The 26,465-nt window shown below is 63.0% G+C and carries 29 protein-coding genes; 13 read left to right on the top strand and 16 right to left on the bottom strand.

What is annotated here, in order from left to right:
• Positions 1-261 precede the first annotated feature (261 nt).
• A complete protein-coding gene (locus HPC46_RS35860) occupies positions 262-519 on the top strand; it encodes a hypothetical protein (RefSeq protein ID WP_179475773.1) in 258 nt (85 codons plus the stop codon).
• A 176-nt stretch (positions 520-695) separates the two neighbouring features.
• Here the strand turns inward: HPC46_RS35860 and HPC46_RS30070 are convergent, their stop codons facing one another.
• A complete protein-coding gene (locus tag HPC46_RS30070; protein ID WP_179475776.1) occupies positions 696-1,259 on the bottom strand; it encodes a nuclear transport factor 2 family protein in 564 nt (187 codons plus the stop codon).
• Positions 1,260-1,403: 144 nt separating this feature from the next.
• On the opposite strand from HPC46_RS30070, the gene HPC46_RS30065 reads away from it, so the two are divergent.
• Both HPC46_RS30065 and HPC46_RS30060 read left to right on the top strand, forming a co-directional pair.
• Positions 1,404-2,051 carry a TetR/AcrR family transcriptional regulator gene (locus HPC46_RS30065; protein ID WP_179475772.1) on the top strand — a complete coding sequence of 216 codons (648 nt, stop codon included), beginning with the start codon at positions 1,404-1,406 and terminating at the stop codon, positions 2,049-2,051.
• Complete coding sequence (locus HPC46_RS30060; RefSeq protein WP_179475771.1) at positions 2,051-2,647, top strand: TetR/AcrR family transcriptional regulator; 597 nt, start codon at positions 2,051-2,053, stop codon at positions 2,645-2,647. Before HPC46_RS30065 ends, HPC46_RS30060 begins: the two co-directional genes overlap by 1 nt.
• Here the strand turns inward: HPC46_RS30060 and HPC46_RS30055 are convergent.
• The 12 genes from HPC46_RS30055 to HPC46_RS30000 all read right to left on the bottom strand — a co-directional run bounded on the left by HPC46_RS30055 (position 2,644) and on the right by HPC46_RS30000 (position 14,434).
• The gene (locus HPC46_RS30055) at positions 2,644-3,258 is read right to left on the bottom strand and encodes an NADPH-dependent FMN reductase (protein ID WP_179475770.1); all 615 of its coding nucleotides are present in this window, start codon (positions 3,256-3,258) and stop codon (positions 2,644-2,646) included. The two genes, HPC46_RS30060 and HPC46_RS30055, sit on opposite strands and share 4 nt — an antisense overlap.
• Positions 3,255-4,631, bottom strand: coding sequence for an LLM class flavin-dependent oxidoreductase (locus HPC46_RS30050; protein WP_179475769.1), 1,377 nt, complete (start codon positions 4,629-4,631; stop codon positions 3,255-3,257). Before HPC46_RS30050 ends, HPC46_RS30055 begins: the two co-directional genes overlap by 4 nt.
• A gap of 179 nt (positions 4,632-4,810) precedes the next feature.
• Entirely contained in the window at positions 4,811-5,854 is a 1,044-nt protein-coding gene (locus HPC46_RS30045; RefSeq protein WP_179475768.1) for a DUF7064 domain-containing protein, read from the bottom strand.
• The gene (locus HPC46_RS30040; RefSeq protein WP_179475767.1) at positions 5,851-6,624 is read right to left on the bottom strand and encodes an SDR family NAD(P)-dependent oxidoreductase; all 774 of its coding nucleotides are present in this window, start codon (positions 6,622-6,624) and stop codon (positions 5,851-5,853) included. Before HPC46_RS30040 ends, HPC46_RS30045 begins: the two co-directional genes overlap by 4 nt.
• A gap of 46 nt (positions 6,625-6,670) precedes the next feature.
• Entirely contained in the window at positions 6,671-7,894 is a 1,224-nt protein-coding gene (locus tag HPC46_RS30035) for a sulfotransferase family protein (protein ID WP_407665578.1), read from the bottom strand.
• Positions 7,895-7,910: 16 nt separating this feature from the next.
• On the bottom strand, positions 7,911-9,089 hold the full coding sequence (locus HPC46_RS30030; protein ID WP_179475766.1) for an acyl-CoA dehydrogenase family protein: 1,179 nt from the start codon (positions 9,087-9,089) through the stop codon (positions 7,911-7,913).
• Positions 9,090-9,113: 24 nt separating this feature from the next.
• Positions 9,114-10,046, bottom strand: a complete 933-nt coding sequence (locus HPC46_RS30025; RefSeq protein ID WP_179475765.1) for a TIGR03564 family F420-dependent LLM class oxidoreductase — start codon at positions 10,044-10,046, stop codon at positions 9,114-9,116.
• Positions 10,047-10,048: 2 nt separating this feature from the next.
• Positions 10,049-10,912, bottom strand: coding sequence for an SDR family NAD(P)-dependent oxidoreductase (locus tag HPC46_RS30020; protein WP_179475764.1), 864 nt, complete (start codon positions 10,910-10,912; stop codon positions 10,049-10,051).
• A 215-nt stretch (positions 10,913-11,127) separates the two neighbouring features.
• A complete protein-coding gene (locus HPC46_RS30015) occupies positions 11,128-12,471 on the bottom strand; it encodes a cytochrome P450 (RefSeq protein WP_407665577.1) in 1,344 nt (447 codons plus the stop codon).
• A gap of 25 nt (positions 12,472-12,496) precedes the next feature.
• Entirely contained in the window at positions 12,497-12,739 is a 243-nt protein-coding gene (locus HPC46_RS30010) for a ferredoxin (RefSeq protein ID WP_179475763.1), read from the bottom strand.
• 51 nt (positions 12,740-12,790) lie between these two features.
• On the bottom strand, positions 12,791-13,564 hold the full coding sequence (locus HPC46_RS30005; protein WP_179475762.1) for an SDR family NAD(P)-dependent oxidoreductase: 774 nt from the start codon (positions 13,562-13,564) through the stop codon (positions 12,791-12,793).
• A gap of 99 nt (positions 13,565-13,663) precedes the next feature.
• On the bottom strand, positions 13,664-14,434 hold the full coding sequence (locus HPC46_RS30000) for an SDR family NAD(P)-dependent oxidoreductase (protein WP_179475761.1): 771 nt from the start codon (positions 14,432-14,434) through the stop codon (positions 13,664-13,666).
• Between the two features lie 128 nt (positions 14,435-14,562).
• Between HPC46_RS30000 and HPC46_RS29995 the strand changes: the two genes are divergently transcribed.
• Together HPC46_RS29995 and HPC46_RS29990 are read left to right on the top strand one after the other, a co-directional pair.
• Positions 14,563-15,750 carry a cytochrome P450 gene (locus tag HPC46_RS29995; RefSeq protein WP_179475760.1) on the top strand — a complete coding sequence of 396 codons (1,188 nt, stop codon included), beginning with the start codon at positions 14,563-14,565 and terminating at the stop codon, positions 15,748-15,750.
• A gap of 1 nt (position 15,751) precedes the next feature.
• Positions 15,752-16,570 carry a mycofactocin-coupled SDR family oxidoreductase gene (locus tag HPC46_RS29990; protein ID WP_179475759.1) on the top strand — a complete coding sequence of 273 codons (819 nt, stop codon included), beginning with the start codon at positions 15,752-15,754 and terminating at the stop codon, positions 16,568-16,570.
• Between the two features lie 53 nt (positions 16,571-16,623).
• Here HPC46_RS29990 and HPC46_RS29985 read toward each other — a convergent pair whose 3' ends face one another.
• Positions 16,624-17,247, bottom strand: a complete 624-nt coding sequence (locus HPC46_RS29985) for a carboxymuconolactone decarboxylase family protein (RefSeq protein WP_179475758.1) — start codon at positions 17,245-17,247, stop codon at positions 16,624-16,626.
• Positions 17,248-17,291: 44 nt separating this feature from the next.
• Between HPC46_RS29985 and HPC46_RS29980 the strand changes: the two genes are divergently transcribed.
• Together HPC46_RS29980 and HPC46_RS29975 are read left to right on the top strand one after the other, a co-directional pair.
• On the top strand, positions 17,292-18,104 hold the full coding sequence (locus tag HPC46_RS29980; protein ID WP_179475757.1) for an SDR family NAD(P)-dependent oxidoreductase: 813 nt from the start codon (positions 17,292-17,294) through the stop codon (positions 18,102-18,104).
• 112 nt (positions 18,105-18,216) lie between these two features.
• Positions 18,217-19,818 carry a GMC family oxidoreductase gene (locus HPC46_RS29975; protein WP_179475756.1) on the top strand — a complete coding sequence of 534 codons (1,602 nt, stop codon included), beginning with the start codon at positions 18,217-18,219 and terminating at the stop codon, positions 19,816-19,818.
• Between the two features lie 24 nt (positions 19,819-19,842).
• On the opposite strand, the gene HPC46_RS29970 is transcribed toward HPC46_RS29975, so the two are convergent.
• Entirely contained in the window at positions 19,843-20,253 is a 411-nt protein-coding gene (locus tag HPC46_RS29970; protein WP_179475755.1) for a winged helix DNA-binding protein, read from the bottom strand.
• Between the two features lie 105 nt (positions 20,254-20,358).
• Here HPC46_RS29970 and HPC46_RS29965 point away from each other — a divergent pair, with 105 nt between their 5' ends.
• Positions 20,359-22,269: a Tat pathway signal sequence domain protein gene (locus HPC46_RS29965; protein ID WP_179475754.1), complete on the top strand. Its 1,911-nt coding sequence runs from the start codon at positions 20,359-20,361 to the stop codon at positions 22,267-22,269.
• Between the two features lie 96 nt (positions 22,270-22,365).
• Here the strand turns inward: HPC46_RS29965 and HPC46_RS36005 are convergent, their stop codons facing one another.
• A complete protein-coding gene (locus HPC46_RS36005) occupies positions 22,366-22,587 on the bottom strand; it encodes a hypothetical protein (protein WP_179475753.1) in 222 nt (73 codons plus the stop codon).
• An 852-nt stretch (positions 22,588-23,439) separates the two neighbouring features.
• Here HPC46_RS36005 and HPC46_RS29955 point away from each other — a divergent pair.
• The 5 genes from HPC46_RS29955 to HPC46_RS29940 all read left to right on the top strand — a co-directional run.
• Complete coding sequence (locus tag HPC46_RS29955) at positions 23,440-23,727, top strand: hypothetical protein (RefSeq protein ID WP_179475752.1); 288 nt, start codon at positions 23,440-23,442, stop codon at positions 23,725-23,727.
• A gap of 263 nt (positions 23,728-23,990) precedes the next feature.
• Positions 23,991-24,869 (top strand): hypothetical protein, encoded by an 879-nt coding sequence (locus HPC46_RS29950; RefSeq protein WP_233716895.1) that lies wholly within the window; start codon positions 23,991-23,993, stop codon positions 24,867-24,869.
• Between the two features lie 349 nt (positions 24,870-25,218).
• The gene (locus HPC46_RS35265) at positions 25,219-25,503 is read left to right on the top strand and encodes a hypothetical protein (RefSeq protein ID WP_233716887.1); all 285 of its coding nucleotides are present in this window, start codon (positions 25,219-25,221) and stop codon (positions 25,501-25,503) included.
• Positions 25,500-25,907, top strand: a complete 408-nt coding sequence (locus tag HPC46_RS35260) for a hypothetical protein (protein ID WP_233716885.1) — start codon at positions 25,500-25,502, stop codon at positions 25,905-25,907. The genes HPC46_RS35265 and HPC46_RS35260 overlap by 4 nt, the downstream gene beginning before the upstream one ends.
• A 123-nt stretch (positions 25,908-26,030) precedes the next feature.
• The coding region (locus tag HPC46_RS29940; protein WP_179475750.1) for a helix-turn-helix domain-containing protein at positions 26,031-26,465 on the top strand (435 nt) is incomplete at its 3' end.

Genomic DNA, 26,465 nt, shown 5'->3' with positions numbered 1-26,465 from the left:
CAGCAAATCCCGAGCCGATCAGAGCTCACCGACCGAACAGGAGGCCACCCCCGCGGCACTGACCGCCTGAACCATCACATCGAAGAATCACACGACGACGTCGTACACCACGCCCCTGGACTTGACCATCATTGCTTCAGCTTGACTCGCTCTTGGGTGAAGAATGCTAGCCGCCGCCAGTGGCTCTGACATTCAGGCTATTTCAGCCAACACCACCCGTTCGTAGACGAGCTATCGCCGTGCTGTTCCAAGGTGGGTCTCGTGTATACCGGTGTCGACGATCTCTTCGAAATTGCGGCCGAAGTCGGCCCGGTGTTTGACCTCCGCGATCGGATACTCGATCTGGCTGCCAGCGACGCCGGTCGGGCAGCCAACTTCAGTGATGAGAAACTCGCCGCAGCCGCTCTTTGTTGCGGTCAAGTGCTTGGTGAAGCTGGGATACGCAGCTCAACATCGCGACCACTCGGTGCGGTCGAAAGCCCGACACGCCGAACCGATAGCCCGATCCATATCACCTAGGGTTCCGTCGGCTGCGTAGCCGACGACCTTTTCGCTGGCAGGGATGCTCGACTTCGAACCGCGCTCCTGTCTCGGCAGAGTTCGCCGTCGATGAGGATTCGTTGTTCGCCGGCCAGGGACACCGGCTTCGGCAACATCTGTCACTGGCTCGTCCACTCGCCGCCGGCGCCGCGGTTCTACCAGCGGGCAGGCGCAGGGGTGTCGATTGAGAGGGGCCGTTCGTATGACAGGTCGGTGCGGTCCCTTGTCCCGACGAGGTAACCCTTCTCGGTGAAAAACTCCGATTGCAGCACACGGGCATCGGCGATGAACATTCCTTCGACCGTCGAGCGCCGTACCGCGATCCGCCAATCGCCATCCTGGCGTTCTAGCCGGTCGATGTATCGACCGGTGATGAACTGGGCTGTGCGGCTGTCGGTTCCGATCAGGATAACCAGAACATAGCTTTCCGCGTGGGCAGTGTCGCCGTCGATCTCACACGTGTGTGTGGTGATGTTATGGGTGTGCACGAGCGACGTCTCGGCGTGCGTGACATTGGCCCACGCTCCGTACTCAGGGCCTGGATTGATTTGGTGGCCGTGCTCGTCGACCCCGTCGGCGTGGTAGGCCGAGGTGATCAGGTCGATGTCGTGGCGGTCGCATCCACGTGCGTGCCGCGCGATGCAGTCCAGGATCGCCGTACGGTCCAGAAGGTAGCGGACATCCTCGCGCAAAGTGTCCTTGCCGATATGAAGGGTCATCGTTCTCCTGCTAGCTGATCTGCACCAACGTGACGGCGTCACCTCGAAGGGGCCACGGTCGGACCGGCCCAATGCAACACTATACGGATGTATAGCACTAGATCGGGTGCCAGAATAGGGCATCGGACCAAACGAGGAGTGCACATGGCAACATCTGCGCGGCGGGTCGGCGCCCAGACCTCCAAGACGAGAGACGTCCTTCTCGATCACGTGGAGAAGTTGATGCTCGAGGAGGGCTACGCGAGCGTGACCTATCGGGCGTTAGCCGCTGCCGCCGGTGTCACACCGAGCCTGGTTCAGTACTATTTCCCCACCCTCGACGATATTTTTCTCGCCGCGATTCGGCGATACTCCGAGCGGAATCTGACCCTTCTGACGTCAGCACTCGAATCACGCGGCGACGATCCCTTGCGGGCACTGTGGGAGTTCAGCCGCGGTGAAGCCACCGGCGCGCTCATGACGGAGTTCATGGCGCTGGGCAACCACCGCAAGTCCATCCAGGCCGAGATCGCCGCGGTGACCGAAAGTGTGCGAAAGGTTGAGCTGGCGGCACTGGTTGCGAAGTTCGGCAAGAACGCTCGCCCGGGCGGCCACTTTTCACTGCCGGCGCTGCAACTGTTGATTTCGGGGTTGCCCAAGTTCCTCAACCTCGAAGAAGGCATCGGGGTCAAGACCGCACACAAGGAAGTCACCGCCGCATTCGAGCAGTACCTCGACCAGATCGAACCCCCGACGAAGCCGACACGTAAACCGACTCAACGGCGCTCACGCAAAGCGGCAGACGCCGGGTAATGGCGTCGCGCAGTGGGGTACGCAAGTCAGCCAAGCTGCACAGCATTCTGATCGCCACCTCGCAACTGATGCTCGAACATGGCTACGCAGCGGTCACCTTTCGGGGCGTCGCCACACGTGCGGCCGTAGCACCCGGGCTGGTGCAGTACTACTTCAGCTCGATCGATGAACTATTCGCCGCGGTGCTGCGCGATGCGACGGATCGCATCATCGCCGAACTCGAGCAAGCCGCGCGCTCCGAGCAGCCCCTGCGCGCCGCGTGGACGTATGCCAACGATGCCGCAGGCAATGCCCTCCTCATGGAGTTCATGGCGCTGGCCAACCATCGTGAAGCCCTGCGATCAGTCATCGGCGAGGGTGGAGAGCGGGTGCGTACGGCGCTGCTCGAATCGATAGCACCGCGCTGGGCCAGTTATGGACTAGACGAGCAAGAGTTGCCGCCAGCGGCGGCACTATTTCTGATGTCCTGCATCCCTCGAATGATCCATTTGGAAGCAGGTCTTGGTACTAGGACTGGGCATTCTGAGACAACCGCTCTGGTTCAGCGGTTCCTGGATCGAGTCGAGCCGCTTCCCAGGAGTGAAGCGCACGACTAGCGATGTCGAGGGGACTCGAGCGACTGTATTTCGGCCGTTGGCCGGTCAGACGCCGGTGACGGCGGCCACGGCGGCATTTCTGCGGCGAGCCGGCGCACGACGTCTGTAACTTGTTCGACGAGAGCGACGTTCGCTGCGGCGGCCTCAGCCCGGAGAGTCTTGGTCGGTACCGACAGCGCGATGGCATCGACCACTCGTGGGCCCGCGATACGCAGCGCTTTGCGCGTGTCGTCGTGCGCCCATACACCGCCGTAGCTGCCCAGCGACGCGCCGATGACCGCCACCGGTTTGCCTTTCAAAGGGCTGTTTCCGTAGGGCCGCGAGAGCCAGTCGATGGCATTCTTCAGAACTCCGGGGATGGTGCCGTTGTACTCCGGTGTGATCACCAAGCCGGCCTGGGCAGACGTTGCCGCGGCGCGCAGCGCGCTGACGATGTCGGGTGCGGGTTCGGTGTCGATGTCCTCGTTGTAGTGAGGCAACTCTCCGATTCGGTCGAAGAAGTTGATCCGAATGTCGTTGGGCGCGTGGGCGATGGCGATCTGGGCGATCTCCCGGTTGATTGACGCCGTACGCAGGCTACCGAGCAGCAGGAGGATCGTAGATCGGGTCACTGGTCGCAGAACATGCCGCGGTAGCTGTGTGCCGGGTGGCGTTCGCTGATGTCGGGACTAGCCGCCGCGAACAGCTTTTCCCGCAGCGTGCCGGGGTGGTATTGCTTTTGCATGATTCCTTTGTCCTGCAGCACTGGTACCACGTGGTCGAAGAATTCTTCATAGCTCTGTGGCAGTAGGGCATTCATGATCTGAACGCCATCGATGCCGGCCGCCTGATATTCGAGCAGGCGGTTGGCGATCGTTTCCGGTGAGCCCACGACCATCTGCGGAAGCGACAGTGAGGTGAGGAAGTCTTTGACGGTGGGTTTGGAGTCCGCGGGCCACGCGTTGATCAATGACAGGAAGGCACCGCGGATGCCGGGGATCTCGTCGAGGATGTCTTCGAGGGGCGTTGAAGGGTCGTACTTGCCGAGGTCCATTCCGCTGAGGCTGGAGAAGTAGGCGGTCTGCGCTTCTTGGCTACGGAATTGTTCGAGTTCGCCCCACTTGCGGTAGGCCTCTTCGTCAGTCGAGCCGACGATGAACATCATGCCCTGCAGGAAAAGGATGTCGCCGTCGCGGCGACCGCGCTCTCTAGCCAGGGCCCGCACCGCGCCCACTTGCTGAGTGATGGTCTCCAGCGTCATCGCCGAGGAGAACATCAATTCTGCGTGGCTGGCGGCGAATTCAAGACCGGCCGGAGAGCCGCCCGCCTGCGCAAGCACGGGGGTACGTTGTGGTGAGGGTTCCATCAGGTTGAATCCCTCAACGCTGTAGCGCTTACCGACGTGGTTGATGTTGTGCACTTTCGCCGGATCCGCGTAGACACCCCTGGCCGGATCGTTGACGATCGCATCGACATCCCAGGAGCCCTCCCACAGCTTGTAAGTGACGTCGACGTATTCCGCAGCCCAGGCGTAGCGCTCGTCGTGGCTGGGGTTGGTCGGCAGTCCCAGATTGCGAAACGCGCTTTCGTTTGCCGAGGTGACGATGTTCCATCCCACTCGGCCGTTAGTGAGGTTGTCCAGCGTCGAGACGGCGCGGGCGAACACGAACGGATGATGCGAGATCACGGAGCTGGTATAGAGAAAGCCGATGTCGGTGGTCTCCCTGGCGAGCGCGGGGATCAGCATCGTGCAGTCGCCGATAGGCACGTTCATCGCCATCTCGAAGATGACGTCATTGGATCCTTGGTATTGCCCCTGGACCCCGACGACATCGGTGAAGAAGAAGGCGTCGATCTTGGCCTGCTCGGCCCTCTTGGCCAAGTCCACCCACATGTCGGCGTGTTTGAACTCGCGGTTACGCGCCTGCGGATGACGCCAAATTCCGTGGAAATTATGGCCAATCGAGTCCATCACCAGCAGAGTGAAGATCATGCGTTTCGCCATTGAGGCACCTTCCAGGGGGTGTGGGTCGCGCCAAGCTGTACGTGTGTATAGCAGTCGCACTGCGGAATGGTCAAGCACACGAGCGCACTTCGCATGCCCAGAAGGGCTGAGGTGATGTGCGCCATACGTCCGTACAGCCGCCTGACCTTATACACTTGTACAGCTACTTGACAAGCCCCTCAGCGGGAGTAGCTACTGAGGTCCGGGATGTCGCGCGGCGGTGTCGAACGCTCCAGAGCGCCCGAGGCGATTTCGCCGTCCCACTCGTATCGCACGCCGGCCTGGTGCAGCGCCGCTAGCGCATCGTCGGAAGTGGGCGAGCCGAGGTTGAACACCGAAACGAACGTTGTACCCGCGATTTCTGTTGTACCGAGCGCGGATTCGAGTACAACTGAGACGTCGTCCCCTATGGCCGGTGCCGCCGAGAGCCACGGCGCGTGTACCACTCGTGCTGGCAGAAGCTTGCCGTCGCCGGTGAACACGTAGCCCTCGTTGTAGGAACCGGTGCCGTCGTCGCGCGGCCGGTACGCGATGTAGCCGAATCCGCGCCCGCTCGGGAATACCGCCGACTGCTGACAATGGCCCCAGAATCCGGCCATTTCGCGGGGCCCCTGCCGTCGGACCCGGGTGCCCGTGCCGGTGAATCGGTGTTCTTCTGAGCAGACGCGCACGAATCCTTCGGCGCGAAAGAGTTGTTCGAAGCGCGCACCACCCATGAACACACCCTCGACCGAGGACATGTGACGCGCCGCTTCGTCGGAGAGCGTGCCGTTCTCCCACGGTGGTGCGGCCATGGCCGCTTCGATGTGAAATTCGACTGGAACAGATTGCCCGTCGCGGATTCCGCGCACCAGCGCATCCGTGGTGGTCTGGATTGCCTCACCTCGGAACGACGCTGTTGACAGCTCGAAGGGCCGCACGCAACGAAATTCCAGCGGGCCTGCGCCGAGAATTGACGCGTCGCCGTCGCTGTCGATGGACCCGTGCCGCGCTCCGCTCTCACGAATCCGGAACACTCGTCCATCAGCGAAAGCGATGTTGACCTGGTATTGCGGCTCTGCCCAGTGCGCTCCGAGTGCCTCAACACCGATACGGGGCAGTCCTACGAATCCGGCATCGTCATAAGCCCAAAAGCTGGCCGAATCGCGGATCTCCGGCGCCGGTGGCGTCGACAGGAAGTACTCCCGGGCGGGGCCAAGGCCACCGCTGAGATCAATCGTCATGGGCGCGGTGCCGATGGCGGCGTGGGCCAGGGCGCTCGGACGAACAATCCGCCGTCGAGGTGGATGAGCTGACCGGTAATGGCGTTGGCCCGATCGGACAACAGGAACACCACCGCTTCGCCGATCTCGTCAGCGGTCGGTGACCGGCCAAGACAGTTCAACGAAGCGGCAGCGGCGCCGATCGGACCTTCAAGCACGAACGGCAGCACCGCATTTGCGCGAATACCTTCCTTTCCGTATTTCGCCGCGACGAAACGCATGACAGCGTTGAGACCAGCCTTGGATACTTGGTAGCCAAATCGGGTCTCGCCGGCGACGACCGAAGCGGCCGAGGAGGTGAAAACGAACGACCCCGCTCCCCGCTTCACCATGTCGGGCACCGTGCGTCGAGCCAGCCGAACCGCAGCGTTGAGATTGACCTCCAAGGAGGTATCCCACACCTCGTCGTCGACGTCGATGCTGGCCTGACGGTTGTCGTAGAAAGCGGCGTTGAAGAACACCGCGTCGACGGGGCCTAGTTGCCCGATCGTAGCCGCCAGTGCGGCATCGACATCCTCATCGCTGGTCAAGTCACACTGCACCGCAATCGCGTTGCCGCCGGCCGTCCGCACCGATTGCGCAATCTCCTGGGCAACCTCGATGCGGCGAGCGGCCAGCGCCACCGACGCCCCCTCGCGGGCAGCGATATGTGCTGTCGCCGCACCGATTTGCGGCCCCGCGCCGGCAAGAAACAACACCTTGTGCGCGAGGGCGCCCTGCTGGTCGTGCACCTAAACCTCCGATGAGTTGTGTAGCTCGATCATGCGCTGCCGCTGATCAGTCGAGCCTTTCTGAGGGCACGTTGAAATACTCCTGATAGCGGCGGGCTCGTTCTCGCCACTCCCCCTCGTCGAGCCCCGTGCTGGCGAAGGTGTATCGATGGCCTCCGTGCTTATCCCGCGGATGACGATCCAGGAATTCGGTTGCACGGCACCGGACTTCGTCCTTGAAGGGCAATCCGAGCCGGTCGTAGATTCGTTCGACCGTGCCAATTTGATCGACCATGAAATCGCGGAAGTTGATGTCGACGACCCGGTCACTGCCGATCACCCCGTCGTTGCGCGCGGTGACCGAGCGGTCCAGACCAGACATGATGTGCTCAGCCCATTCCGCGGCGATCTCGTGGGGCTTCACGTCATTACTGGTCACTCCGCGCAGGGTGGTGTACATGGAGGTGACCGACGCGATGATGCGAAGCGGGTCGCGATGCGTCTGGACCAGAAGTGCCTGGGGATACTCCGCGGCGAGTTCCTTCAGCGTCCAGATATGCCCTGGAGATTTGAGCACCCAGCGCTGTGCGGGGTGCCGGGCCTGCAAGTGCTGCAGGAAGACTCGATGCCAACGATAGGCTCCCGTGTGGTCGGCCTCGTTGAAGACCCACTGCGCATAGGACGGGATGCGGTACTCGGTGGCGTAGAGAATGCTGCGGAAGTGCGATGTTGTGATGCAGACGCATTCCTGACCTAGCTGGGCTCCCATCGGGTGCATTCCGAACAGGTCCGGCATGAGCGATCCGACCGCAGCGATGCGGGCATCGACGGCCGCGATGCGGGGATCGGTATGGTAGGCCTCTTGTTCCGGGGGCGGGCAGGGTCGCTCCACCTCCCACGTCAGCGGCACGCGGGCCACCGGATCCTGGGCCAGTAGATCGTGCAGAATTGTGGTGCCGGTGCGCGCCTGCCCGACAATGACCAGCGGCGGCACCACGTCGACGTCGGCAACCTCAGGGTGCTCGCGACGATATGCAATAACGCCAAGACGAGTGATCAATTGGTACTTGAGCTCTTTGGTCGCCGCCGCTACCCCGATCTCATTGAGCGCGGCCTCCTCACGTAGCGAGTCAACCAAGCGGTGGAGGCCTTCACGCCAGTCGTCGTCGCCGAAATCCTGCAGACCGGTCGCTGCGACGGCGGAGTCGACGAGCCGATCAGCGGTCAGTGAGGTCATATCGACGGTCGTTGTCACACGCAATACTGTACACACGTACAGCGCGGTTGCCACACCCTCTGCGGAGTGGCTACGCCCTGGGCAGACCCAGCACGCGCTGGGCGATGATGTTGCGCTGGATCTCCGATGTCCCACCGGCGATCGTTGCTCCAAAGCTCCGCAGATAACGCGTGAACCAGCTGCTGGTGTAGCTCTCCAGCGAGAACGGATTGAATTCTGCCGTCTGTTCGGGATCGGCAAGACCGCGGCTGCCTGCCGATGCCAGTGCATGCTCGGCGGCGGACTGAATCGCCTCGGAGCCAAGGAGTTTGAGCACTGACATCGAGGCGGGGTGACCCTCTTCACGAGCGGCTCGACCCAACTCCGCCGAACCCAGAAGGCGCAGCGCCCAGGTATCCATGATCAACGTCGCGTAGTGGTCGCGATCCAGCGCACTCGCAGGACGCCAATCGTCGATAAATTCCTGCAGGCGGTCTGCGTAACTGAGCCACAACAGCGTTCGTTCATGACCCAACGACCCATTGGCTACTTGCCAACCCTGGTTGAGCTCACCGACGAGGTTCTCAGCGGGGACTCGAACATCATTGAAGAAGACTTCGTTGAAGTCGATGTCGTCAAGCCCGCACGCCGAGGCAAATGGACGCCTGGTAAGGCCAATCGAGTCGGTGGGGATCATCAGGACGCTAATCCCCTTGTGTTTAGGGGCGTCGGGGTCCGTACGCACCAGCGTGAAGATCACGTCGGCGTCGTGCGCGCCTGAGGTCCACACCTTCTGACCATTGACGACGAACGCATCACCGTCCAGTACTGCGCGGGTGCGCAACGATGCCAGATCCGATCCCGCTCCGGGTTCGCTCATCCCGAGCGCCGCCACGATCTCAGCGCGCAGGATGGGTACCGCCCACCGGCGGTGTTGCTCACGAGTGCCGAAATGAATCAGCGATGCTGCGATGATGCCGACGCCCTGCGGGTTGAAGGTCTGGTAGATGCGCCGCCGGGACAGTTCTTCGAAATAGACGTACTGCTCGACGACAGTCGCGTTACGTCCGCCGAACTCGGGCGCATAGGCCGGCTGAAGCCAGCCGTTGTCAAACAGCAGGCGTTGCCATCGCCTTGCCCACGGGGGGACATGCGCGCTGGAGCGTGGCCGTTCGGTGCACGCCTCGGCCTCATCGGGCAGGTTGTGGTCCAGAAACTCCACGAATTCGTCTCGGAATCCTTCGATTTCGGTGTCGAAGTTAAGCTGCATCGGGTCTCCTCGGCGATGTCGGTACTAGGTATCGTCGGTGGCAAGTGCTGTCAATAGCTGGCGGGTACGACGCAGCGATTCCTGTCGACGCGCGCGGTCTGCACCGACGGCGACGGGTTGGGCCCACACATCGGTGACGCCAGCCTCCACGAGTGCTTCGAGCTGGATGCGCACCGCAGCCTCGTCGCCTATCACTGCCACGTCAGCCGGACTGGTGGCGCCGCCTGTGGCCATGATGCGTCGAAAGTTGACCATGCCGGCATAGCTCGTCGCGGTCGCGGCGACGGCCTCTCGGGCGGCATCGATGTCGGTGTGGACGGCCACCGGCACGCCGGCCACAACGCGCGGCTCAGCGCGGCCCGCCGCGCTGGCTACCTCCTGCAATCGCGGCACAATTTCGTTGGCGATCGCCGTCCTCGGTGCCATCCACAGCACAACGCCATCCGCGAATTGGCCTGCGATGCGCACCATTCGTGGCGAGAGTGCGGACAACAGCAACGGAATTGGGTGCTCGGGCCGGGCCGCCCGTTCACCGCTGTGTACCGACCAATCGGTGCCGTCGAAGTCAAGCGCGCCGTCGCGTAACAGGTGAGCGACGATGCGCAGATATTCTTCGGTGTTGCGGCCGGGATGATCGTAGGAAAGGCCGAGAACATGCTCGACAACCGGAGCGTGCGAGGGTCCCAGTCCCAGGGCCAGCCCAGGTCGACCCATCGCATTGGCCGCTGCGACAACACGATTGACCTGAAGCAACGGATGGCACGGGTAGGTCTGCAAAACCGCAGTGCCCAACTCGATTGAGGTGGTAGCCCGCCCCGCAAGAGCCATCGCCACGAGCGGATCACCGGCGACGCCGCTGGCGTACCACAAGGAGGCAAAGCCGTCGGCCTCCGCCTGCTGCGCCTGATTCACCAGTTTGTCGATAGACGAGCCGCTGCCCGTCAGTCCGATGCGCATCGTTACCGCATGACGTGGGGGTATTGGCTGTGTGGGTGCACGCCGAACAGATCCCGGTAGGAGGGCGGCTGTCGATCGTCCTCGTCTTTGATGCCGTAGTTGACTGCCAGTTCGGCACCGATCAGTGTCTGCCCGCTCAGCTCCATGAGTGCGGGGTCGTGGTAGAGCGCCCAGATGACATGCCCGGTGAGTTCGGGGGTCTCCGCGGTCTCGAGAATGTGGCCGAACTTCTCCGGCTTACTCGCGATGATTTTCCGCACTCGATCGGTCAGCAACGACCCCATCCAAAGCGACAGGGAGGCGATGCCAAACTCCTTGAAATCAACGGCCATATCAGCAGCCATCTTGTCCACCGCTGCCTTGGGCACCCCATAGGCCGGCCCGAACGCATAATGGACCGCGCCCGATGACGAGGTGAAGACGACCAGCCCCCGCTGCTGCGGAATCATCAGAGGCGCGGCCAACACGGTGGCGACGTAACTGCTGCGCACCCCAACGTCGAGGGTATCGACGACACTGAGCGGTTCCTCCCAGAACTTCGTCCGGCCCATCATCTCGTCGCGAATGATGGCCGCGTTGTTGACCAGGATGTCGACCCGCCCCTGTTCGTCAGCCACCCGCGCAAATAGTGACTCGACCTGTTCGTCGTCGCTGTGATCGACCCGCACGGCAATGCCGGTGCCACCGGCAGCAGTCACCATCTCAGCCGTCTCGTCAATGGTGCCCGAAACCGCCGGACCGTCACGCTTCTCGCTGCGACCGGTGACATAGACGGTGGCACCATGACGGCCGAGCGCGTGGGCGATTCCGGCGCCGGCGCCTCGGCTTGCACCAGTCACCACCGCAACGAGCGCACTGTCAGACATCGTCTTCCTCCTGTCGTCCACAGCCAGCGGCCGCAGCCATCCCAGTATGCTATACACACGTACAGGGCCAACGGGCAGTGTGGGCGCCGCACGCACACCGGAACGATCTGCCGTGCACAAAGACAAGATGATTTTGATCAGTGTCGATGACCACATCATCGAGCCTCAATGCGGTGGCGGGCAGGCCGAAGGAAGAGCACGGCCGACCGGAGCCTTTATTCGGCGATCTTTGCCGCTGCCTTGAGTTCGGTGATGGGCCGCGCCAAACCCTGCTCCTGGCAGATCACTTGCAGCTTCTTCACGGTCTCGACCACTCCGGGACCCTGCCGCTCGCCAGGAGTGAAAGTGGCGGGAAGGTGACGCATCCCCTGGATGACGCCGATGCTGTCGTAGTGCACCGTGCCCTCGGGTACGCAGCGGTAGTCTGGCATCCGGTCGAGCACCGCGGTGAGCATCGCTTTGAATACTGTGCGCGCCACGTTGGAGCCGATGCAACGGTGCACACCCAAGCCAAAGCTGAAGTGGCGGTTTCCCTTACGATCGAGGATCACTTCGTCGGGCTGGCCGAACACGGCTGGGTCGCGGTTGGCCATCGCCCAGGACAACCACAGTCGTTGGCCCTCCTTCAATGGCGTGCCGTTGATATCCATATCCTCGGCGATCGTGCGGCCATCGCCTGGCGCGGGTGTGAAGTAGCGCAAAAACTCTTCGGTTGCCGGGTTGAGCAAGGTTGCACGCTCGGCGCTCAGGCGTGTGCGTTCTTCAGGATGCTCCGCCAACCATTCGAGCGCATGCGCCGTAAGCGCAGTCGTGGTGTCGAATCCACCGCCGATCAGCAAGTTCAGCATCCCGATCAATTCGATGTCGGGCGGCGCCTCTCCATCGATACGCAGCTTGGCCAAGGCGTCGATGATGCCTGGGCGGGACTGCTCTCGGATCTCGACGAGGTTGGTGAACAGATCGACGCCCATAGCCATGTACAGCTCGCGAACACGCGCGGCATCGGGCGAATCCGGCGGCGTGTAGACCGAGGCGTGCGCGGGCTCGTTGTAGATCGTCCACTTCTCCAGGTCAACGCCCAGCATCGCGAGCGTCAGCACGGCGGGTACGACATTGGCCAGGTCGTCGACGAAGTCGATATGTCCCTTTTCGATGTGGTCGTCCAGACATGCTCGCACGATCTCGTCGACGAACGGCTCCCAACGCTTCACCGCCGCCGGAGAGAGGTAGGGATTCAGCGCAGTGCGGTAATAGCGGTGCTCGGGGTCATCCATCTCCAGCATGCCGCCGCGGAATCCCTCGTTGTCGACCATTCGGGGAATCGAAATACCCTTGTAGCCGCGACGTTGGTTGTTGACGTCGTGGTCGTTGGAAATGTGCGGGCAGCGCGCAAGCTCAAATACCTCGTTGCTACCGGCGGCGACCCAGTGGCCTTCGTAGGTGTCGGTCCAGGCGATCGGGCATCGCTGGTGCATTTCATGAGTGATGCCGAGAAAGCTGTCGCGGTATCCCGCGGAGTGGCGGTCGAACTGGTAGCGCGGTATGGACTCCGAATCCACCTGACCATCGTGAATCGCACTCATCTCAGTGCCCCCATCCACGGCCATGCGCGGCACGTCCGGCGATGACCTGGTCGAGCATGATCTCGATGGCCTGCTCAGGGCATGAGGTCGCCGCTTCTCTGACTTGGTCGCGACGGGCTTCCGGCACCACTTCGGTGATGGCTTGCGCATGGCCGTCCACGTCGTCGAGTTCGAACGACTCCGGGGCGATCATGGCGCAGAGTGTGTGGCCTTGGCAACGCGAAGCGTCGACCCGAACGCGCACATTTCCTCCTGAGATCTGTTGCGGCAATTACTGTGCTGGTGATGATCTGGGTCAGACCACGGCCGCGCCATTGACACCGATGACTTGGCCGTTGACGTAGCCCGCCCCCTCTGTACACAGAAACGAGCACAGCGCAGCCACGTCCTCGCCGGCGCCGAGACGGCGGGCCGGTATGGCCTGCACCAAGTGCTCGGTTGGCAGCAGTTTCCCCTCCTGCTGCTGCTGCCGGAGCAGGGGCGAATCGATGACGAACGGGGGGACGGTGTTGGCCGTGATGCCTTTGCGGGCGTAGTCGATGGCGATGGTCTTCGTCATGGCGATGACACCGCCCTTGCTCGCCGAGTAGTGACCCTGGCGCGGCGCTCCCTGTTGTCCGGCAGCCGATGAGATCGTGACGATGCGCCCCCAGTTGGCCGCGACCATGTCCGACAACGCCGCCCGAACGCATAGGAACGTCCCGGTGAGGTTCACGGCCAGGTAGCGATTCCACTCATCCAGCGTGATCTGATCAAACCGGGTGAACCCGGCGATCGCCGCACTGGTTACCAGGACCTCGATCGGCCCGAATGCCTCTCTTACGGCGGCGAATCCGGATGCAACCGCGTCCTCGTCTGAAACGTCCACCCCCACAGCGAGCGCTGTGCGGCCGACTGCCGAAATCTCCGAAGCGACCTTCTCGGCGGCTTCCGCGTTGACGTCCATTACCGCGACACGGTGACCGTCTTCGGCAAGCTTGAGACTGATCGCCCGGCCCAGCCCGGACCCGCCGCCGGTCACCACCGCTGTACGGCTCAACGCACCCAACTCCTCCAGTGTGGCGACCATCACCACATCGCTGTACGACTGTATAGCGATTGGCAAGCTGAGGCAAGAAGAATCGGCGATGGCCGGTAAGCCCGATCGGGTATGGCCGGATTGTCGCCGTCAGATGCCGGCAGGACCAGGGGCGCCGTGCATGTAAAGAGTCTGGCCCGAGCAGAAACTCGACGCGTCCGAGGCGAAGAATAAAACTCCGTAGCCGATCTCGTCAGGCTCGCCGAGACGACCAAGACCATTGCTCATGGCCAGCGTGTGCTCGTCGAGGCCCAGCTTTTCCGCCTCGTCCATCAGCGTCGCGGCACGAACGGCTCCGCAGGCAATGGTGTTGACCCGGACGCCCTTGCGCGACCATGCGGCCGCCATCGACCCGGTCAGATTGTTGACCGCAGCCTTCGCGGCCCCGTAGGGCGCGGCCTGCGGCATCGCCAGCAAGCTCGCCCCCGAGGAGATGTTCACGATTGCGCCTTTACCCTGTGCGAGCATCGGTTTGGCCGCCGCCTTCGAAAGGTGCCAAACAGCCTTGAAATTCAGCGCGAGCACGCTCTCGAAATCGTCCTCCTCCCACTTGAAGATCGATTTGGTCTCCGCGCCACCGGCACTATTCACCAAAATGTCCACTCGCCCGAACTCGGCCAGGGTCGTGTCGATCAACTGCTCGCACGCCGACGCGGTCGTGACATCAGTGGATATCGCCAGCGCACGCCGCCCCAGTGCCATCACTTCTTTGGCCGTCGACTCCAAAGGGTCCAGACGGCGTCCCGCCAGCACGACGTCGGCACCGTGCTCGGCCAACACCAGGGCTGCCCCCCGCCCAATCCCTGTTCCACCGCCAGTGATGACCGCGACGCGGCCGTCGAGTTCGAATCGACTAGTCATTAGGCTCCCTCGAAGTAACGCACGCGGGCGTAGTTTCCCGCGCAGGTTGTACGAGCGTATACCGTCACTGTACAGTCGTACAGCAATCGCGCCGTGGACAGACTTATAGCGCTAACGAGGAGCGGACGTTGAGCGATCTTTACTACGACCCCTGGGACTTCGATATCGACCTCGATCCCTACCCGACATATCGACGCCTGCGCGAGGAACGCCCCGTCTATTACAACGAGAAGCATGACTTCTGGGGGATCAGCCGGTACGCCGATGTTGATGCCGCCCTGAAAGACACCACCCGACTCAGTTCCGCGAAAGGCGACATCCTCGAGGTCGTCATGACCGACCCCGTGATGCCTCCGGGGATCTTCATCAACGAGGATCCACCGCTGCACACGATCCACCGGGCGATCGTGTCCCGAGCATTCACACCGAAGAAGATGCGCGCCATCGAGGACAAGATCCGGTCTTTCTGCGTCGCGTGTCTGGATCCCCTCGTCGGCGGGGACCGCTTCGACTTCGTCGAGGATCTTGGCGCGGAACTCCCCATGCGCACCATCGGCATGCTCGCCGGGATCCCGGACGCCGAACAGCCGGCCGTTCGCGAGCACGCCAACAACGTGCTGCGCAACGAACCCGGCAAGCCGATGGAGATCAAGAAGGATCGCTACTTCACCGGCGAGATGTTCGGCGAATACGTTGAGTGGCGGGAGAAGAACCCCTCGGACGACCTGATCACCGAACTGCTCAATGTCGAGTTCGAAGACGAGACCGGAACCACGCGCAAGCTGGAGAAGCAGGAGCTCATCGTCTTCCTCGCCGTCGTGGCGGGCGCCGGAGTGGAGACCACCGGACGCCTGTTCGGTTGGATGGGCAAGGTGCTGGCCGAACACCCCGATCAGCGCAAGGAACTGGCCGAGGACCACAGGTTGATCCCCACCGCGATCGAGGAGCTCCTTCGCTACGAGCCGCCCGGCCCCCACGTGGCCCGCTACATCGCCACCGATGACGTCGCATTCCAGGGCCAGGTTGTTCCGGCGGGCAAGCCGTTGCTGCTGATGCTCGCGTCGGCCAACCGTGACGAACGCCACTTTCACGAGCCGGACAAATTCGACATCCACCGAAAGCCGGGTGGCCATCTGACCTTTGGCCGGGGGGCCCACTTCTGCGTCGGGTCGCCGCTGGCTCGGCTCGAGGGCCGAGTGGCCCTCGAGGAGGTGCTCAAGCGCTGGCCTGCATGGGATATCGATATGACCGGAGCGCGACGCTCGCGCACCTCGACGGTGCGCGGTTGGGACCGCATGCCGGCGGTGGTCGGCTGACGTGAGCGCCACTATCCCCCGCGTCGCAGTCGTCACCGGCGCAGCTCGCGGCCAGGGCCGCAGCCACGCTGTCGCCCTGGCCGGAGAGGGCTTTGATATCGTCGCCGTCGATCGCTGCGCCGACATCGACTCGATCCCTTACCCGCTGGCCACCAAGGACGAACTCGATGAGACCGCCGCCCTGGTCCGCGCAGCCGGCAGACGAGTCGAAACCCTCGTCGCCGACGTCCGTGACCTGAATAGCCTTCAAGCTGGCATTGATTCGGGGATAGAAAAATTCGGCGAAGTCGAGGTCGTCGTCGCCAACGCCGGCGTCGTCGGCATGGGGCTGACGGATCCCCTCGATGAAGACGTATTTCGAGACATCGTAGATGTCAATCTTCGCGGAGTCTGGAACACCGTTGCGGCCACAGTGCCGTCGATGATCCGCAACGGCGGCGGTTCCATGGTGCTGATCAGTTCAATGCAGGGTCTGGTAGGCCGAGGGGGCGACGGAAGCGCGGCGACCTTCGCCTATGCAGCCTCCAAGCATGGAGTCGTGGGACTCATGCGCTCAGCGTCGTATGCCTATGCCAAGCACGGAATCCGGGTCAACTCAGTGCATCCCACGGGTGTTGCCACCCCGATGATCTTCAACGAGCACATGGCACGTGTCTTCGACGCCAATCCCGACCCCAGTGCCATGGCGGGAAACCTCCTCCCTGTTCCCTTCGTCGAGCCGGCTGACGTGACGAACGCGGTGGTCTTCCTGGTCGGCGAGAAGGCACGGTACATAACGGGCACATCGCTTCCGGTGGACGCCGGCTTCGCAGTGATGTAGCACGCCAGGTGGATGCGCCGCGCAACCGGTCAGCGCCTACCGGCGTCGCAGTCCTACGATGTCGCCGAAATATCCGGCAGCGGAGGGATATTCGTTGTATCGATGCCGTCCTCGACCTGGAGCTGCCAGCTGTTGAACGCCATCGCCAGGCATGTGTACGCGCCAACGACGAACGGTAGTTCGACCAGCTGTCGTTCGTCCAGCTGCTCCCTGAGCCGCCCCCACGTCTCGTCGTCGATGCGATAGCAATCGAGAAGCTGATCGGCTGCGGCCACCAGATCGCGCTCCAACGGGGTCCACGATTCCGATGTTCCCTCAGCCACGGCGGCAACGTCGGCGGCGCCGAGGCCGTAGTGTGCTGCCAGCCGAACGTGATGGACCCATTCGTAGCGGGCCCGAGTGCGCCATGCGACGCGCAGCAGCATCAACTCGCGTGCCCGGTGACCGAGGGCAGGCTCCTGCAGAAGGACGTTGCCGAACCGGTTGAACGATCCCGCGAGCGCTGGGTGATGGAGCATGGTAGCCAACACATTTGGCGCCGGCCCCTTGGTCCGGAAGGCACGCACCGCGTCCTCGGAGAAGGCTTCCCGGACCGCGGCGATGGCGGATTCGTCCCACTGGTCGGCAGGGATCGGTTCCAGGCGCGCCACGGAATTCGGTCGATCATCGGCAACCATGACTGCACTGTACATCTGTACAACTTTGGTGTTACGTTCGGACCATGACACTCGCCCCCGAATCCGCCGGTACCGCCGCCGGTCGCGGTCGCCTGGCCGGACGCAAGATCGTCGTCGTCGGTGCCGGCTCCAGGCCATCTCCCGACCCGGAGGTGACCGTGGGCAACGGTCGGGCGATCGCCGTGCTGTGCGCGCGGGAGGGAGCCGACGTGGCGTGCGTCGACATCAACGAAGCGGCCGCGCAGCACACCGCCGACCTCTGCGTCGCAGAAGGTGCGCAGGCCGCAGCCGTGATCGCCGACGTCCGCCAAGCCTCAGACTGTCAGCGTCTGGTCGACGAAGCAGCCGAACGACTCGGCGGTCTCGACGGTGTCGTCGCGAACGTCGGATTCGGTGAGGGCAGAGGCCTCGAGGGCACAACGGCCGAATTGTGGGACGAGATCTTCGCGGTCAATGTTCGCTCCCATTTCCTGGTCGCCCGAGCAGCGATGCCCCTCCTCACCGACGGCGGCACCTTCGTGTTCATCGGATCCGCAGCCGGATTGAAGCCGGGCACTCGACTCCCCGCCTACGACTCGTCCAAGGCGGCCCTGTTCGGTTTGACCCGCCATGTGGCCCTCGAAGGTGCACCTCGACGCATCCGGGCCAACTATGTGATCCCGGGGCCGGTCGACACTCCACTTGGCCGCGTGGGTGACGCTGTGGTTGCGAGTCGGACGAAGATCCGCTGGCCGCTCGGCCGGCAGGCGACCGCATGGGACATCGCCTACGCGACGGTGTTCATGTTGGGTCCCGAATCCGCCTACATCACCGCGCAATCACTCGTCGTTGACGGCGGTATCACGCAGTTCGGATGACTCGGCTGCGATCCGACTGACTAGCTGGCACCGCGTAGCTGTACGAACGTATAGTCAAGAGCTGTCACCGGGCTCACACCGAACCAGTCCGCCACGAATCCAGGGGCCTCAATTGTCAAGCTATGACTACATCATCGCGGGAGCAGGTTCCGCCGGCTGCGTCTTGGCAAACCGACTGTCCGCCGATCCGGCAGTGTCGGTGCTGCTCATCGAGGCAGGCGGCCCGAACAACAACATCATGCTCCGCATCCCTAAGGGCGGGGCGATGCTGGTGGAGAGCGACAAGTATGCCTGGCGCTACCCCACCGCACCGTTCGGACCGGGCAACCGTCGCGAGTTCTGGGCACGAGGCAAGGTCATTGGCGGCTCCAGCTCGATCAACGGCCTGGTGTACAACCGCGGTCAGCGTGCCGATTACGACGAGCTGGAGCGTCTTGGAAACAAGGGCTGGGGCTGGGATCAGATGCTGCCCATCTTCAAGTCTTTGGAAGACCATGACCTCGGAGCCTCGCCCACCCGCGGCACCGGCGGCCCGCTGGGCATTTCGGTTGGCCGCGATACGGATCCGCTCTGTGACGAGCTCATCCGGGCCGGAATCGGCGCCGGCATGGCTCCCGTCACGGACATCAACGACGCGGACGGCTCACGCATCGGCTATGCACCCGCAACGATCAAGAGGGGCCGCCGGGTGAGTGCGGCGGACGCGTTCCTCACTCCGGCTCGGCGCCGTCCCAATCTGACCGTGCTCACCGGAACCACAGTGCACCGGGTGTTGGTCGAGAACGACCGAGCAGTCGGCTTGGCAATCGCCGACAAGCGGGGCAGCGCCGAGGTTCGCGCACACCGCGAGGTGATCCTGTCCCTCGGCGGACTGAACAGTCCGCAGGTGCTCCAGCGCTCCGGGATCGGACCGCGCGACGTCCTACGCGACGCCGGGGTCGATCTGCTCCTCGACAGCGTCAATGTCGGGCGACGCCTACGAGAGCATCGTTGCGCCGCAGTCAAAATGCGCTTGAAAGAGGATCTTGGATACAACCGCTTCCTGTCTACCAAGATCGGTCAGGCCCGGACCGGGATCCGGTACTTGGCCACCCGCGGGGGGCCACTGGCTGCCCCCGCGTTCGACATCGTCGGGTTCGCCAGGACGACCCCTGAGGCCGACCGCGTCGATGCGCAGTTCCTGATGGGCCCCTGGACCATCCCCACCTACCAGACCGGCGAACCGATCGCCATCGAACGGGAGCCGGGCATTTCCTGCCTGGGAATGGTGCTACGGCCGACCTCCGAGGGCAGCATCACCATCACCGCCGCCGACCCGCGGGCACTGCCCGTGATCGAACCCGGTTATCTCACCAGTGATTACGATCGCAAGACAGGCGCTGACGTAGTTCGCAAGATGCGCGAATTGTTCGCGCAGTCACCGATCGCTGAGCGCATCAGCCACGAAACCTTCCCGGGACCCGATGTACAGACCGACGACGACATCATCGATTCCGCGCTTGACGGCGGATACTGCGGCTACCACGCAATCGGAAGTTGCGCGATGGGCCCGAGTGACGACGACGTCGTCGACAGCAAGCTGCGTGTCCGCGGTATCGGCAACCTGCGGGTGGTCGACTGTTCGGTGATGCCGACGATGCTGGCCGGCAATCTCAACGGTCCGATGATCGCTATGGCCTGGCGTGCAGCGGATTTCATTCTGGAAGAGGCCTGAGGCGTGCCCACCATGGGAGACCGGTTACCGCAGGAGGATCTCGGCGAGCTGGTCCAACAACGCGATGACCCGTTTCGGATCCTCGCCCGTAGGAATTGCGTGTTGGATGAGTTCCTCGAACGGCATCGTCCGTCTCGCGATCGCCCGCAGCAAGCGAGGCGTGGGCGTCACCAGGGTCCGCCGTCGATCAGCCGCATCGGTGACGGTAGCGACCAGTCCGTTCTTTCCAAGTTCCGCAACACATTTCGACACGTAACCCTGCGTGAACCCGGTGCGCTCCACGATCTCACGGATGGTGCTGTGAGGGTAGAGCGCGACGTCGCCCAGCACCAACTGTTCGGCCGCGCTCGACCGCGCGTCCTGGGGCTGGAGATCAGCCTGGCGCGATAGCGAGATCAGCTGCTTGCCGAGGAGGTGCAGGCGCTGCCGGTCCATGAGCGCAGCATAGCCGAGACTACATTGGCAAGAATGCATTTTTATTGATGTATTATTGCGGACAGTCCCGGAATGACCGGACGGTGAGGCCGGGAGGCGGTTTCAATGAAGCGATTACGACGCCTGCGCAATGCCGCCGGCGCTGAATACGCTCGGCCCGTCATCGACTCCGCACGGGACGAGGTGGCCCCGATCCCACACCACCGCGTATCGGGCCATTTCGACGGGACGGACAAAAGGTTTACGCTCTACTATCCACCGAAAGATCAATGGGACGGCCGCTTCTTCCAGCACGTCCACCCGATGTACGGGGAGAACGCCGACGACGACACCATGCGGTTTGCCGCCGACAGCGGCGGCTACCTGATCCAGACCAACGGCGGGGGCGGGTACCGTCTCGACGCAGCCGCTGCCGAATTCTCAAAGGTCATCGCACAGCATCACTACCGCACTTCCGACCGGATTTTTGGTTACCTCTGGGGCGGCAGCGGAGGTTCATATCAGGTGATCTCGGCGATGGAGAACACCGCCGGCGTCTGGGATGGGGCGGTGCCATACATCCCCGGCGACCCGACCTCCATTCCGAACAACTTCTTCATCCGCGCTTTGGCTCGATTGGTGCTGCGCGACAAGGCAGCCCAGATCGCCGACGCCGTCGCACCAGGAAGTCACACTGACCCGTACGCCAACCTCAACGCGGTCGAACACGACATACTGGCTGAAATCACCCGGATGGGTCTGCCGCTGCCAGCATGGGAGGACTACCGATACGCGCTGGGCATGGATGCGCCCGATGCTCTGCTCGGGTTCTCCACTCAGGTCACCCAGATCGATCCATCCTATGTCGACGACTTTTGGTCAGTACCAGGATATCTCGGTACCGAACAGTCCCCACTGGGAACGCTGGTCCGCGCCGCGAGAATCGAGCAGACCGTAAAGGTGGCCGGTATCGAGCAAGATCTGCAGGCCGGCTGCACACGCATAACGATCGATTCCACAGTGGCGAGTCCGGCAGGCGCACCACTGAACGCCACCATCTACGAGCACGACGGTGTGACCGTCCGGGCGACGTTCACCGGGATGGTGGATGCGGAGTCGAACATCATTGTTAGCGAGGTCCTCTCGCAATCCATCCTTGATGCCATCGAGCGGGGCGCGCCGCTACGACTGGACAACCGCACGTACTTGGCGATGTGCGCATACCCGCGACACCAGGTTCCCGTCCGCGCGGGCTTCACGGCCTATGAGCAATACCGCCGACCCGGCGGTACCCCGCTATATCCACAACGGCCCGTACTGGTCGGCCCCGTGATCTCTGAAAGCGTCAGCGAAGGAGGGCGCCACACTGGAAAGATCAACGGGAAAATGATCGTCGTGAGCATGGCGCTCGACGCCGACGCTTTTCCGTGGCACGGCGACTGGTACAGCGAGCAGGTGCGCGAGGCCCTCCGCGAGGCATACGACGACCAATTTCGGCACTGGTACGTCGATAACGCCGACCACAACGCGCCCGCCCGAACCGAACGCTTGATCGACTACACCGGCATTCTCCAGCAGGCGCTTCGCGACGTCAGCGCATGGGTCGAGCAAGGCATTGCTCCGGCGCCTTCAACGCACCACTCGGTCGAAGGTGGCCAATTATCCCTGCCCAGCGCGGCCACTCGCGGCGGCATCCAACCCGTCGTCGACCTGACGGCCGACGGGGCCAACCGTGCAGAAGTCACAGTCGGTCAAAGCGTACGCCTGCAAGCGTCAGCCGAAGTGCCGCACGGCACCGGTGCAATCACCGAAATAAGCTGGGACACTGACACATCGGGTAACACGGTGACCGAGATCGTCAGCGAACCACGAAGCGCGCTCCACGCCGAAACCACCATCAGCTACGACAAGCCCGGGACCTACTATCCACAGATCCGCGTCACAGTACATCGCGACCCAGCTCGGGACCGACGGTTTGCAGCCATACAGAACATGGCGCGCGTCAGGGTCGTTGTCCGACCCGGTAAAAGCAGCTGAAGATCCGACGCACTTACGCGCCACGTCGCGGCCCGATGTCGGCAATGAACACCCCGGAACCATCGACCGCCGAACGGCAATGCAGCAGAACTCTTCTCATCGGTCTAGACGGTCGAGGTAACGGCCGGTGATGAACTGTGCGCTCCTCGAGCCTAATGGGGTCGGCCACACCGGCCAGCTGATAACCGTGGTTCCGGTGCGGGGCATGCCGATGTTGATCAGTGGCTTCTCGACCGGGTCGTCGAGTACCGAGGCGTGGGTCTGGAGGTAGTCGTGGACCCGCAGTCGGCGGCTCAACGCATCAACGAACAGGCCCATGAGGACTCGTTGACTTCGCCGAGAAGGATAGGTTCCGCATCGGTCGCCAAACATGTGTCCTCCGGCGTCAGGCGCGGCACCATCAAGCCAGTGCGCCACCAACACCTAATCGGGGTTCCCCGCCCGAGCTGCACATCACTCAGACCGACCGATCCGCGGTGTGCGCGGAGTCGCGCAGACGCACACCTTGATGTACAGATCTCAGCTTGCAGCAGCACTCCAGTGCCTCACGGTTCCCGCACGGACGGCGCGCGCACCCCTCCTGCCGTCGTTGCGTCGCGCCGAAGCGTTCCCAATCCGTTCCCACGAACTCGTTGGCGTTGCGAATGTTCCCGAAAGTGTTGCCACCGGGATAGAAAACGGCCCCCGGAGGATTGTCCGGGGGCCATTTCCGCTGGCAGCCCTCAGTCAGTTCAGTTCGAACACATTGTTAACAGGCGTGCAAGATGAGGTTGGTGTGACTGACAGGTCATCGGTGTTTGTCTCCCCGCCTCGTGTACGGCGCCGAATCACCGACCAAGTGCGTGCAGATGTTGTCACGGCATACGAGTCAGGGCAGACCAGCCGACAAGTAGCCGAGGAGTTGGAACTTGGTCGGACGACAGTCGTGAAGATCCTGAAGGCTGCCTGCGTGACGGTTCGCCCGCAAGGGCGGAAATACTAGGCAGCTTTGTCCGTGGCGGCGGAACACCCCGGTGCTCGGCGGCTTCCTCATCGAACTCACGCAGCATCGTGTCGACGAAAGCTTTGGCGTCCGCGTTGGTGTCGATCGGCTCGTGACGCACGCGACGAACGCCATGGCCGTCGCCGCGTGAATACCGGAGCCGTAGGAGCCGCTCATATACTCGCGTTGTGGACGCCATGAACGTCGACCCGGTCGCACTCCGAACGCTCGCCGCGACCTGCCAGGGCTGGTCCGCTCAGGTGGCAGCAACGTCAGCGCCGGGCTCGTTGGCCGTCGCATCGCAGGCGACCGCAGCAGTGGTTGCCGCCGTGCACGCTGATATGAGGCTCGCATCGGCGACTTTCTCTGCGCGGATGCAGTCGACCGCCACCAAGCTGGTGGCCAGCAGCGCCGAATACTCGTCAAACGAGGAGGCGTCTGCGTCGCGTCTGACCAACCTGGCCCTGGACCTGTAGTGCCCGCGAGCAGCCCGATTCCTACGCTTTCCGCGGTACGCGGATGGGACACGACTCATCTCACGGAAGCCGCGACCCACTGGACGAAGACTGCCGCGGTATGGGAAGACACTTTCACGCGGCTCTCGCAATCGGTCGGCAACCCCGGTGGTACGGCCTGGCTTGGTGACGCTGCCGATGCCGCCCAGCACCGCGCGTACACCGACCGGCTGACCGTTATCCGCGCCGCCGATCAGCTACACGGTGCCTCAACGGTCGCACGCATGGGAGCCTACGAGATCCGCTCGGCCAAACAGACAGCACTTGCTGCCGTAGCGCGTGCAGAGCAAGCAGGCTTTTCTGTCGGAGAAGATTTCTCAGTTCGCAGTCGCGAGACCGGCAGTCCGGCCACGTTGGCTGCGCGGCAGACGCAGGCACAGATTCTCGCCGCCGACATTCGCGCCCGCGTCGGCGAGCTGATTGCCGCTGATCAACAGGCTGCGGGCAAAATCGCAGCGGCAGCAGAGGGACTCGGCGATGCCAACTTCGCGGACAGCGACGCCACGCCGGGTCGTGAGAAGCCGACGATTCAGATGGTCGATAACCATGAAGGCGGGGACCCATCGCCTCAACCGCCAGCGCGAGGCTTACCTCCCGAGGGTGTGCATCCACCGGTCGACGGCCCGCTGACGCCCGGACCGGCCAGCCGCCCCAGCGAAGCCGGAAAGGGCGGCCAAAGCCTGTGGGACAAGGACGGCGGGGAGTGGCGCTACTTCCCTGGGGACAAATGGCACAACCCGCACTGGGATTACAACGGACACGCCAACCCAAATTCTCCCTGGGACAATATTCCGATCAATGGCCTACCACCCCGGATTGGTGAAGCGCCGCCGATCATCTCCGGCTTGCCGCCCTGGCTGCTGAGCCCCGCAACGCCCGGGGTACCCGGGCTACCGCAAAACCCGCTATTGACGCCGTTCCCCGGGGCAACGATGCCTAGCCCTGCGCCCGCTCCTGCCCCGGTTCCTGGACCGGGGCTCGTGCCGCACATTGACATTCCTGCTCCCAGCACGGGAGATCTGCAAACCGCCGGCGGTGAAACGGCAGTGATCGCAGGTGGCGGCATACTGCTGCTGATTATCGGAGCGATGGCGCTGGCATGAGTAGTGAATCGCGATGAATTGTTCCTTTGGAACCAACACCGTGTCGTCATTGGCAGAGGTACTAGCGGAATGTGTTGGGGAAGTCGATTTTGTCCCACCGGAGCATTTGCCCCTCTGGCTGCCGGATCTCCGTGTCCCCCGTCTATGGGAAGCGACCACCCCTAGCGGAACTGTCACGCGAATACTGCGGCGTCGAATTCGCAGCGAAGAACACTGGGACGCGTGCGAAGTCATCAACCTCTTCCGAGTAGCGGGACCCATTCCCGAGCCTCTTGTGCATGAACAAATCGCTCGCACTTTACGCGACAGCGGCGCACAGGCGATCCAGAGTCACCGCATCGGCATCCCAATGCACTACAACGTCATCGCTGCCCAAGCCTCCGGGTTGCTTTCAATCAGAGACGGTGTTCTGCACAGCCAGTACACCGACTACGCCGTGAACGCCGCGGCGGGCGGCGCACTCGTCGAGCAGATAATTCTTGTTGTGGGCGAAGCACTTCCGCTCCTGGAGGATGAGCTGGCAACTCTCACCACCGAGGTGCAACGTGCGCTACTAGCCAGCATCGATCGAGCATCTCCATCCGGTGAGCGATCTCCGATACCAACTAGTCACCCCAGTCTGGGAGAGCCATGAGCGTCGTCCGCGTCAACTTCCTTCCCGAGTTCTACTTCGGTGACGACGCAGTGCTGCTAACCCTGGACGGCGACGGGCTCAAGACGTTCATGACGGCCTTGGAACACGCAAGACGCAACCGCTCATCGCAGGTTCTCCACGATGGCATCGAGCAGCAGTTCCACATCGAACCCGGTGCAGCAAGTGTCGAGCTCAGCCCTGAACGGGTGGTGTGGCGGCTCGACGAGGCCAAAGCAGCTGAGATCTCCGACGACTTGACTGCGCTGAGCACCCCGCGTGACGGCGGCAAGACAGCCGGCCATTTCTATGTCGATATGACCACACCCGCTGACACTCTCGTCATATCCCGGGACGAGTACACCGACATCGTCTATCCGTGGGTGTCGCCACAGCAGGCGCATTGATAAGAATGACCCCCGGAAGTATCCGGGGGTCATTCTCGCAGTAGCGGGACAGTGTGTGGTTCCAGGACATAGGAATGGCGTGTCTCAGGACATTGGAATAGGTGCGGCCCGCACCGTCGGCGTGTGTCGAAGGCGCGTTTGGTCATCACTGCTGTCGTGGAACAAGGGCTGAGCCAGTCCGAGGTCGCCCGCACCTACGGGGTGTCACAGAGCTGGATCTCCAAGCTGGTCAAGCGTTACCACCTCGAAGGCGAGGCCGCGTTCGAGCCACGCTCCCGGCGGCCGCACACCAGCCCGGGTCGGTTGCCGCAGACCACCATCGACCTGATCGTGGCACTACGCACCGAGTTGGCTGGCAAAGGCCTCGACCACGGACCGCAGACTATTGCCTGGCACCTGCGCCACCACCACGGCCTGCAGGTGGCCACCAACACCATCGGTCGACACCTGCACGCCGCCGGATTGATCACGGCTCAACCACACAAACGCCCCAAGTCCTCCTACATCCGGTTCGCCGCCGAGCAGCCCAACGAACGCTGGCAAGCTGACTTCACCCAT

It is taken from the genome of Mycolicibacterium vinylchloridicum (genome assembly GCF_013404075.1).
In the GTDB taxonomy this organism is placed as follows: Bacteria; Actinomycetota; Actinomycetes; order Mycobacteriales; family Mycobacteriaceae; genus Mycobacterium; species Mycobacterium vinylchloridicum.
This window is presented reverse-complemented; position numbering and strand designations above follow the sequence as displayed.

Bases quoted from the DNA above. Each gene is read 5' to 3' on its own strand.
- HPC46_RS30070 (WP_179475776.1), bottom strand. From the start codon at position 1,259: ATGACCCTTCATATCGGCAAGGACACTTTGCGCGAGGATGTCCGCTAC.
- HPC46_RS30065 (WP_179475772.1), top strand. From the start codon at position 1,404: ATGGCAACATCTGCGCGGCGGGTCGGCGCCCAGACCTCCAAGACGAGA.
- HPC46_RS30060 (WP_179475771.1), top strand. From the start codon at position 2,051: ATGGCGTCGCGCAGTGGGGTACGCAAGTCAGCCAAGCTGCACAGCATT.
- HPC46_RS30050 (WP_179475769.1), bottom strand. From the start codon at position 4,631: ATGGCGAAACGCATGATCTTCACTCTGCTGGTGATGGACTCGATTGGC.
- HPC46_RS30045 (WP_179475768.1), bottom strand. From the start codon at position 5,854: ATGACGATTGATCTCAGCGGTGGCCTTGGCCCCGCCCGGGAGTACTTC.
- HPC46_RS30030 (WP_179475766.1), bottom strand. From the start codon at position 9,089: ATGCAGCTTAACTTCGACACCGAAATCGAAGGATTCCGAGACGAATTC.
- HPC46_RS30025 (WP_179475765.1), bottom strand. From the start codon at position 10,046: ATGCGCATCGGACTGACGGGCAGCGGCTCGTCTATCGACAAACTGGTG.
- HPC46_RS30020 (WP_179475764.1), bottom strand. From the start codon at position 10,912: ATGTCTGACAGTGCGCTCGTTGCGGTGGTGACTGGTGCAAGCCGAGGC.
- HPC46_RS30005 (WP_179475762.1), bottom strand. From the start codon at position 13,564: ATGGTCGCCACACTGGAGGAGTTGGGTGCGTTGAGCCGTACAGCGGTG.
- HPC46_RS30000 (WP_179475761.1), bottom strand. From the start codon at position 14,434: ATGACTAGTCGATTCGAACTCGACGGCCGCGTCGCGGTCATCACTGGC.
- HPC46_RS29985 (WP_179475758.1), bottom strand. From the start codon at position 17,247: ATGGTTGCCGATGATCGACCGAATTCCGTGGCGCGCCTGGAACCGATC.
- HPC46_RS29980 (WP_179475757.1), top strand. From the start codon at position 17,292: ATGACACTCGCCCCCGAATCCGCCGGTACCGCCGCCGGTCGCGGTCGC.
- HPC46_RS29970 (WP_179475755.1), bottom strand. From the start codon at position 20,253: ATGGACCGGCAGCGCCTGCACCTCCTCGGCAAGCAGCTGATCTCGCTA.
- HPC46_RS29965 (WP_179475754.1), top strand. From the start codon at position 20,359: ATGAAGCGATTACGACGCCTGCGCAATGCCGCCGGCGCTGAATACGCT.
- HPC46_RS36005 (WP_179475753.1), bottom strand. From the start codon at position 22,587: ATGGGCCTGTTCGTTGATGCGTTGAGCCGCCGACTGCGGGTCCACGAC.
- HPC46_RS29950 (WP_233716895.1), top strand. From the start codon at position 23,991: ATGGGAGCCTACGAGATCCGCTCGGCCAAACAGACAGCACTTGCTGCC.
- HPC46_RS35265 (WP_233716887.1), top strand. From the start codon at position 25,219: ATGCACTACAACGTCATCGCTGCCCAAGCCTCCGGGTTGCTTTCAATC.
- HPC46_RS35260 (WP_233716885.1), top strand. From the start codon at position 25,500: ATGAGCGTCGTCCGCGTCAACTTCCTTCCCGAGTTCTACTTCGGTGAC.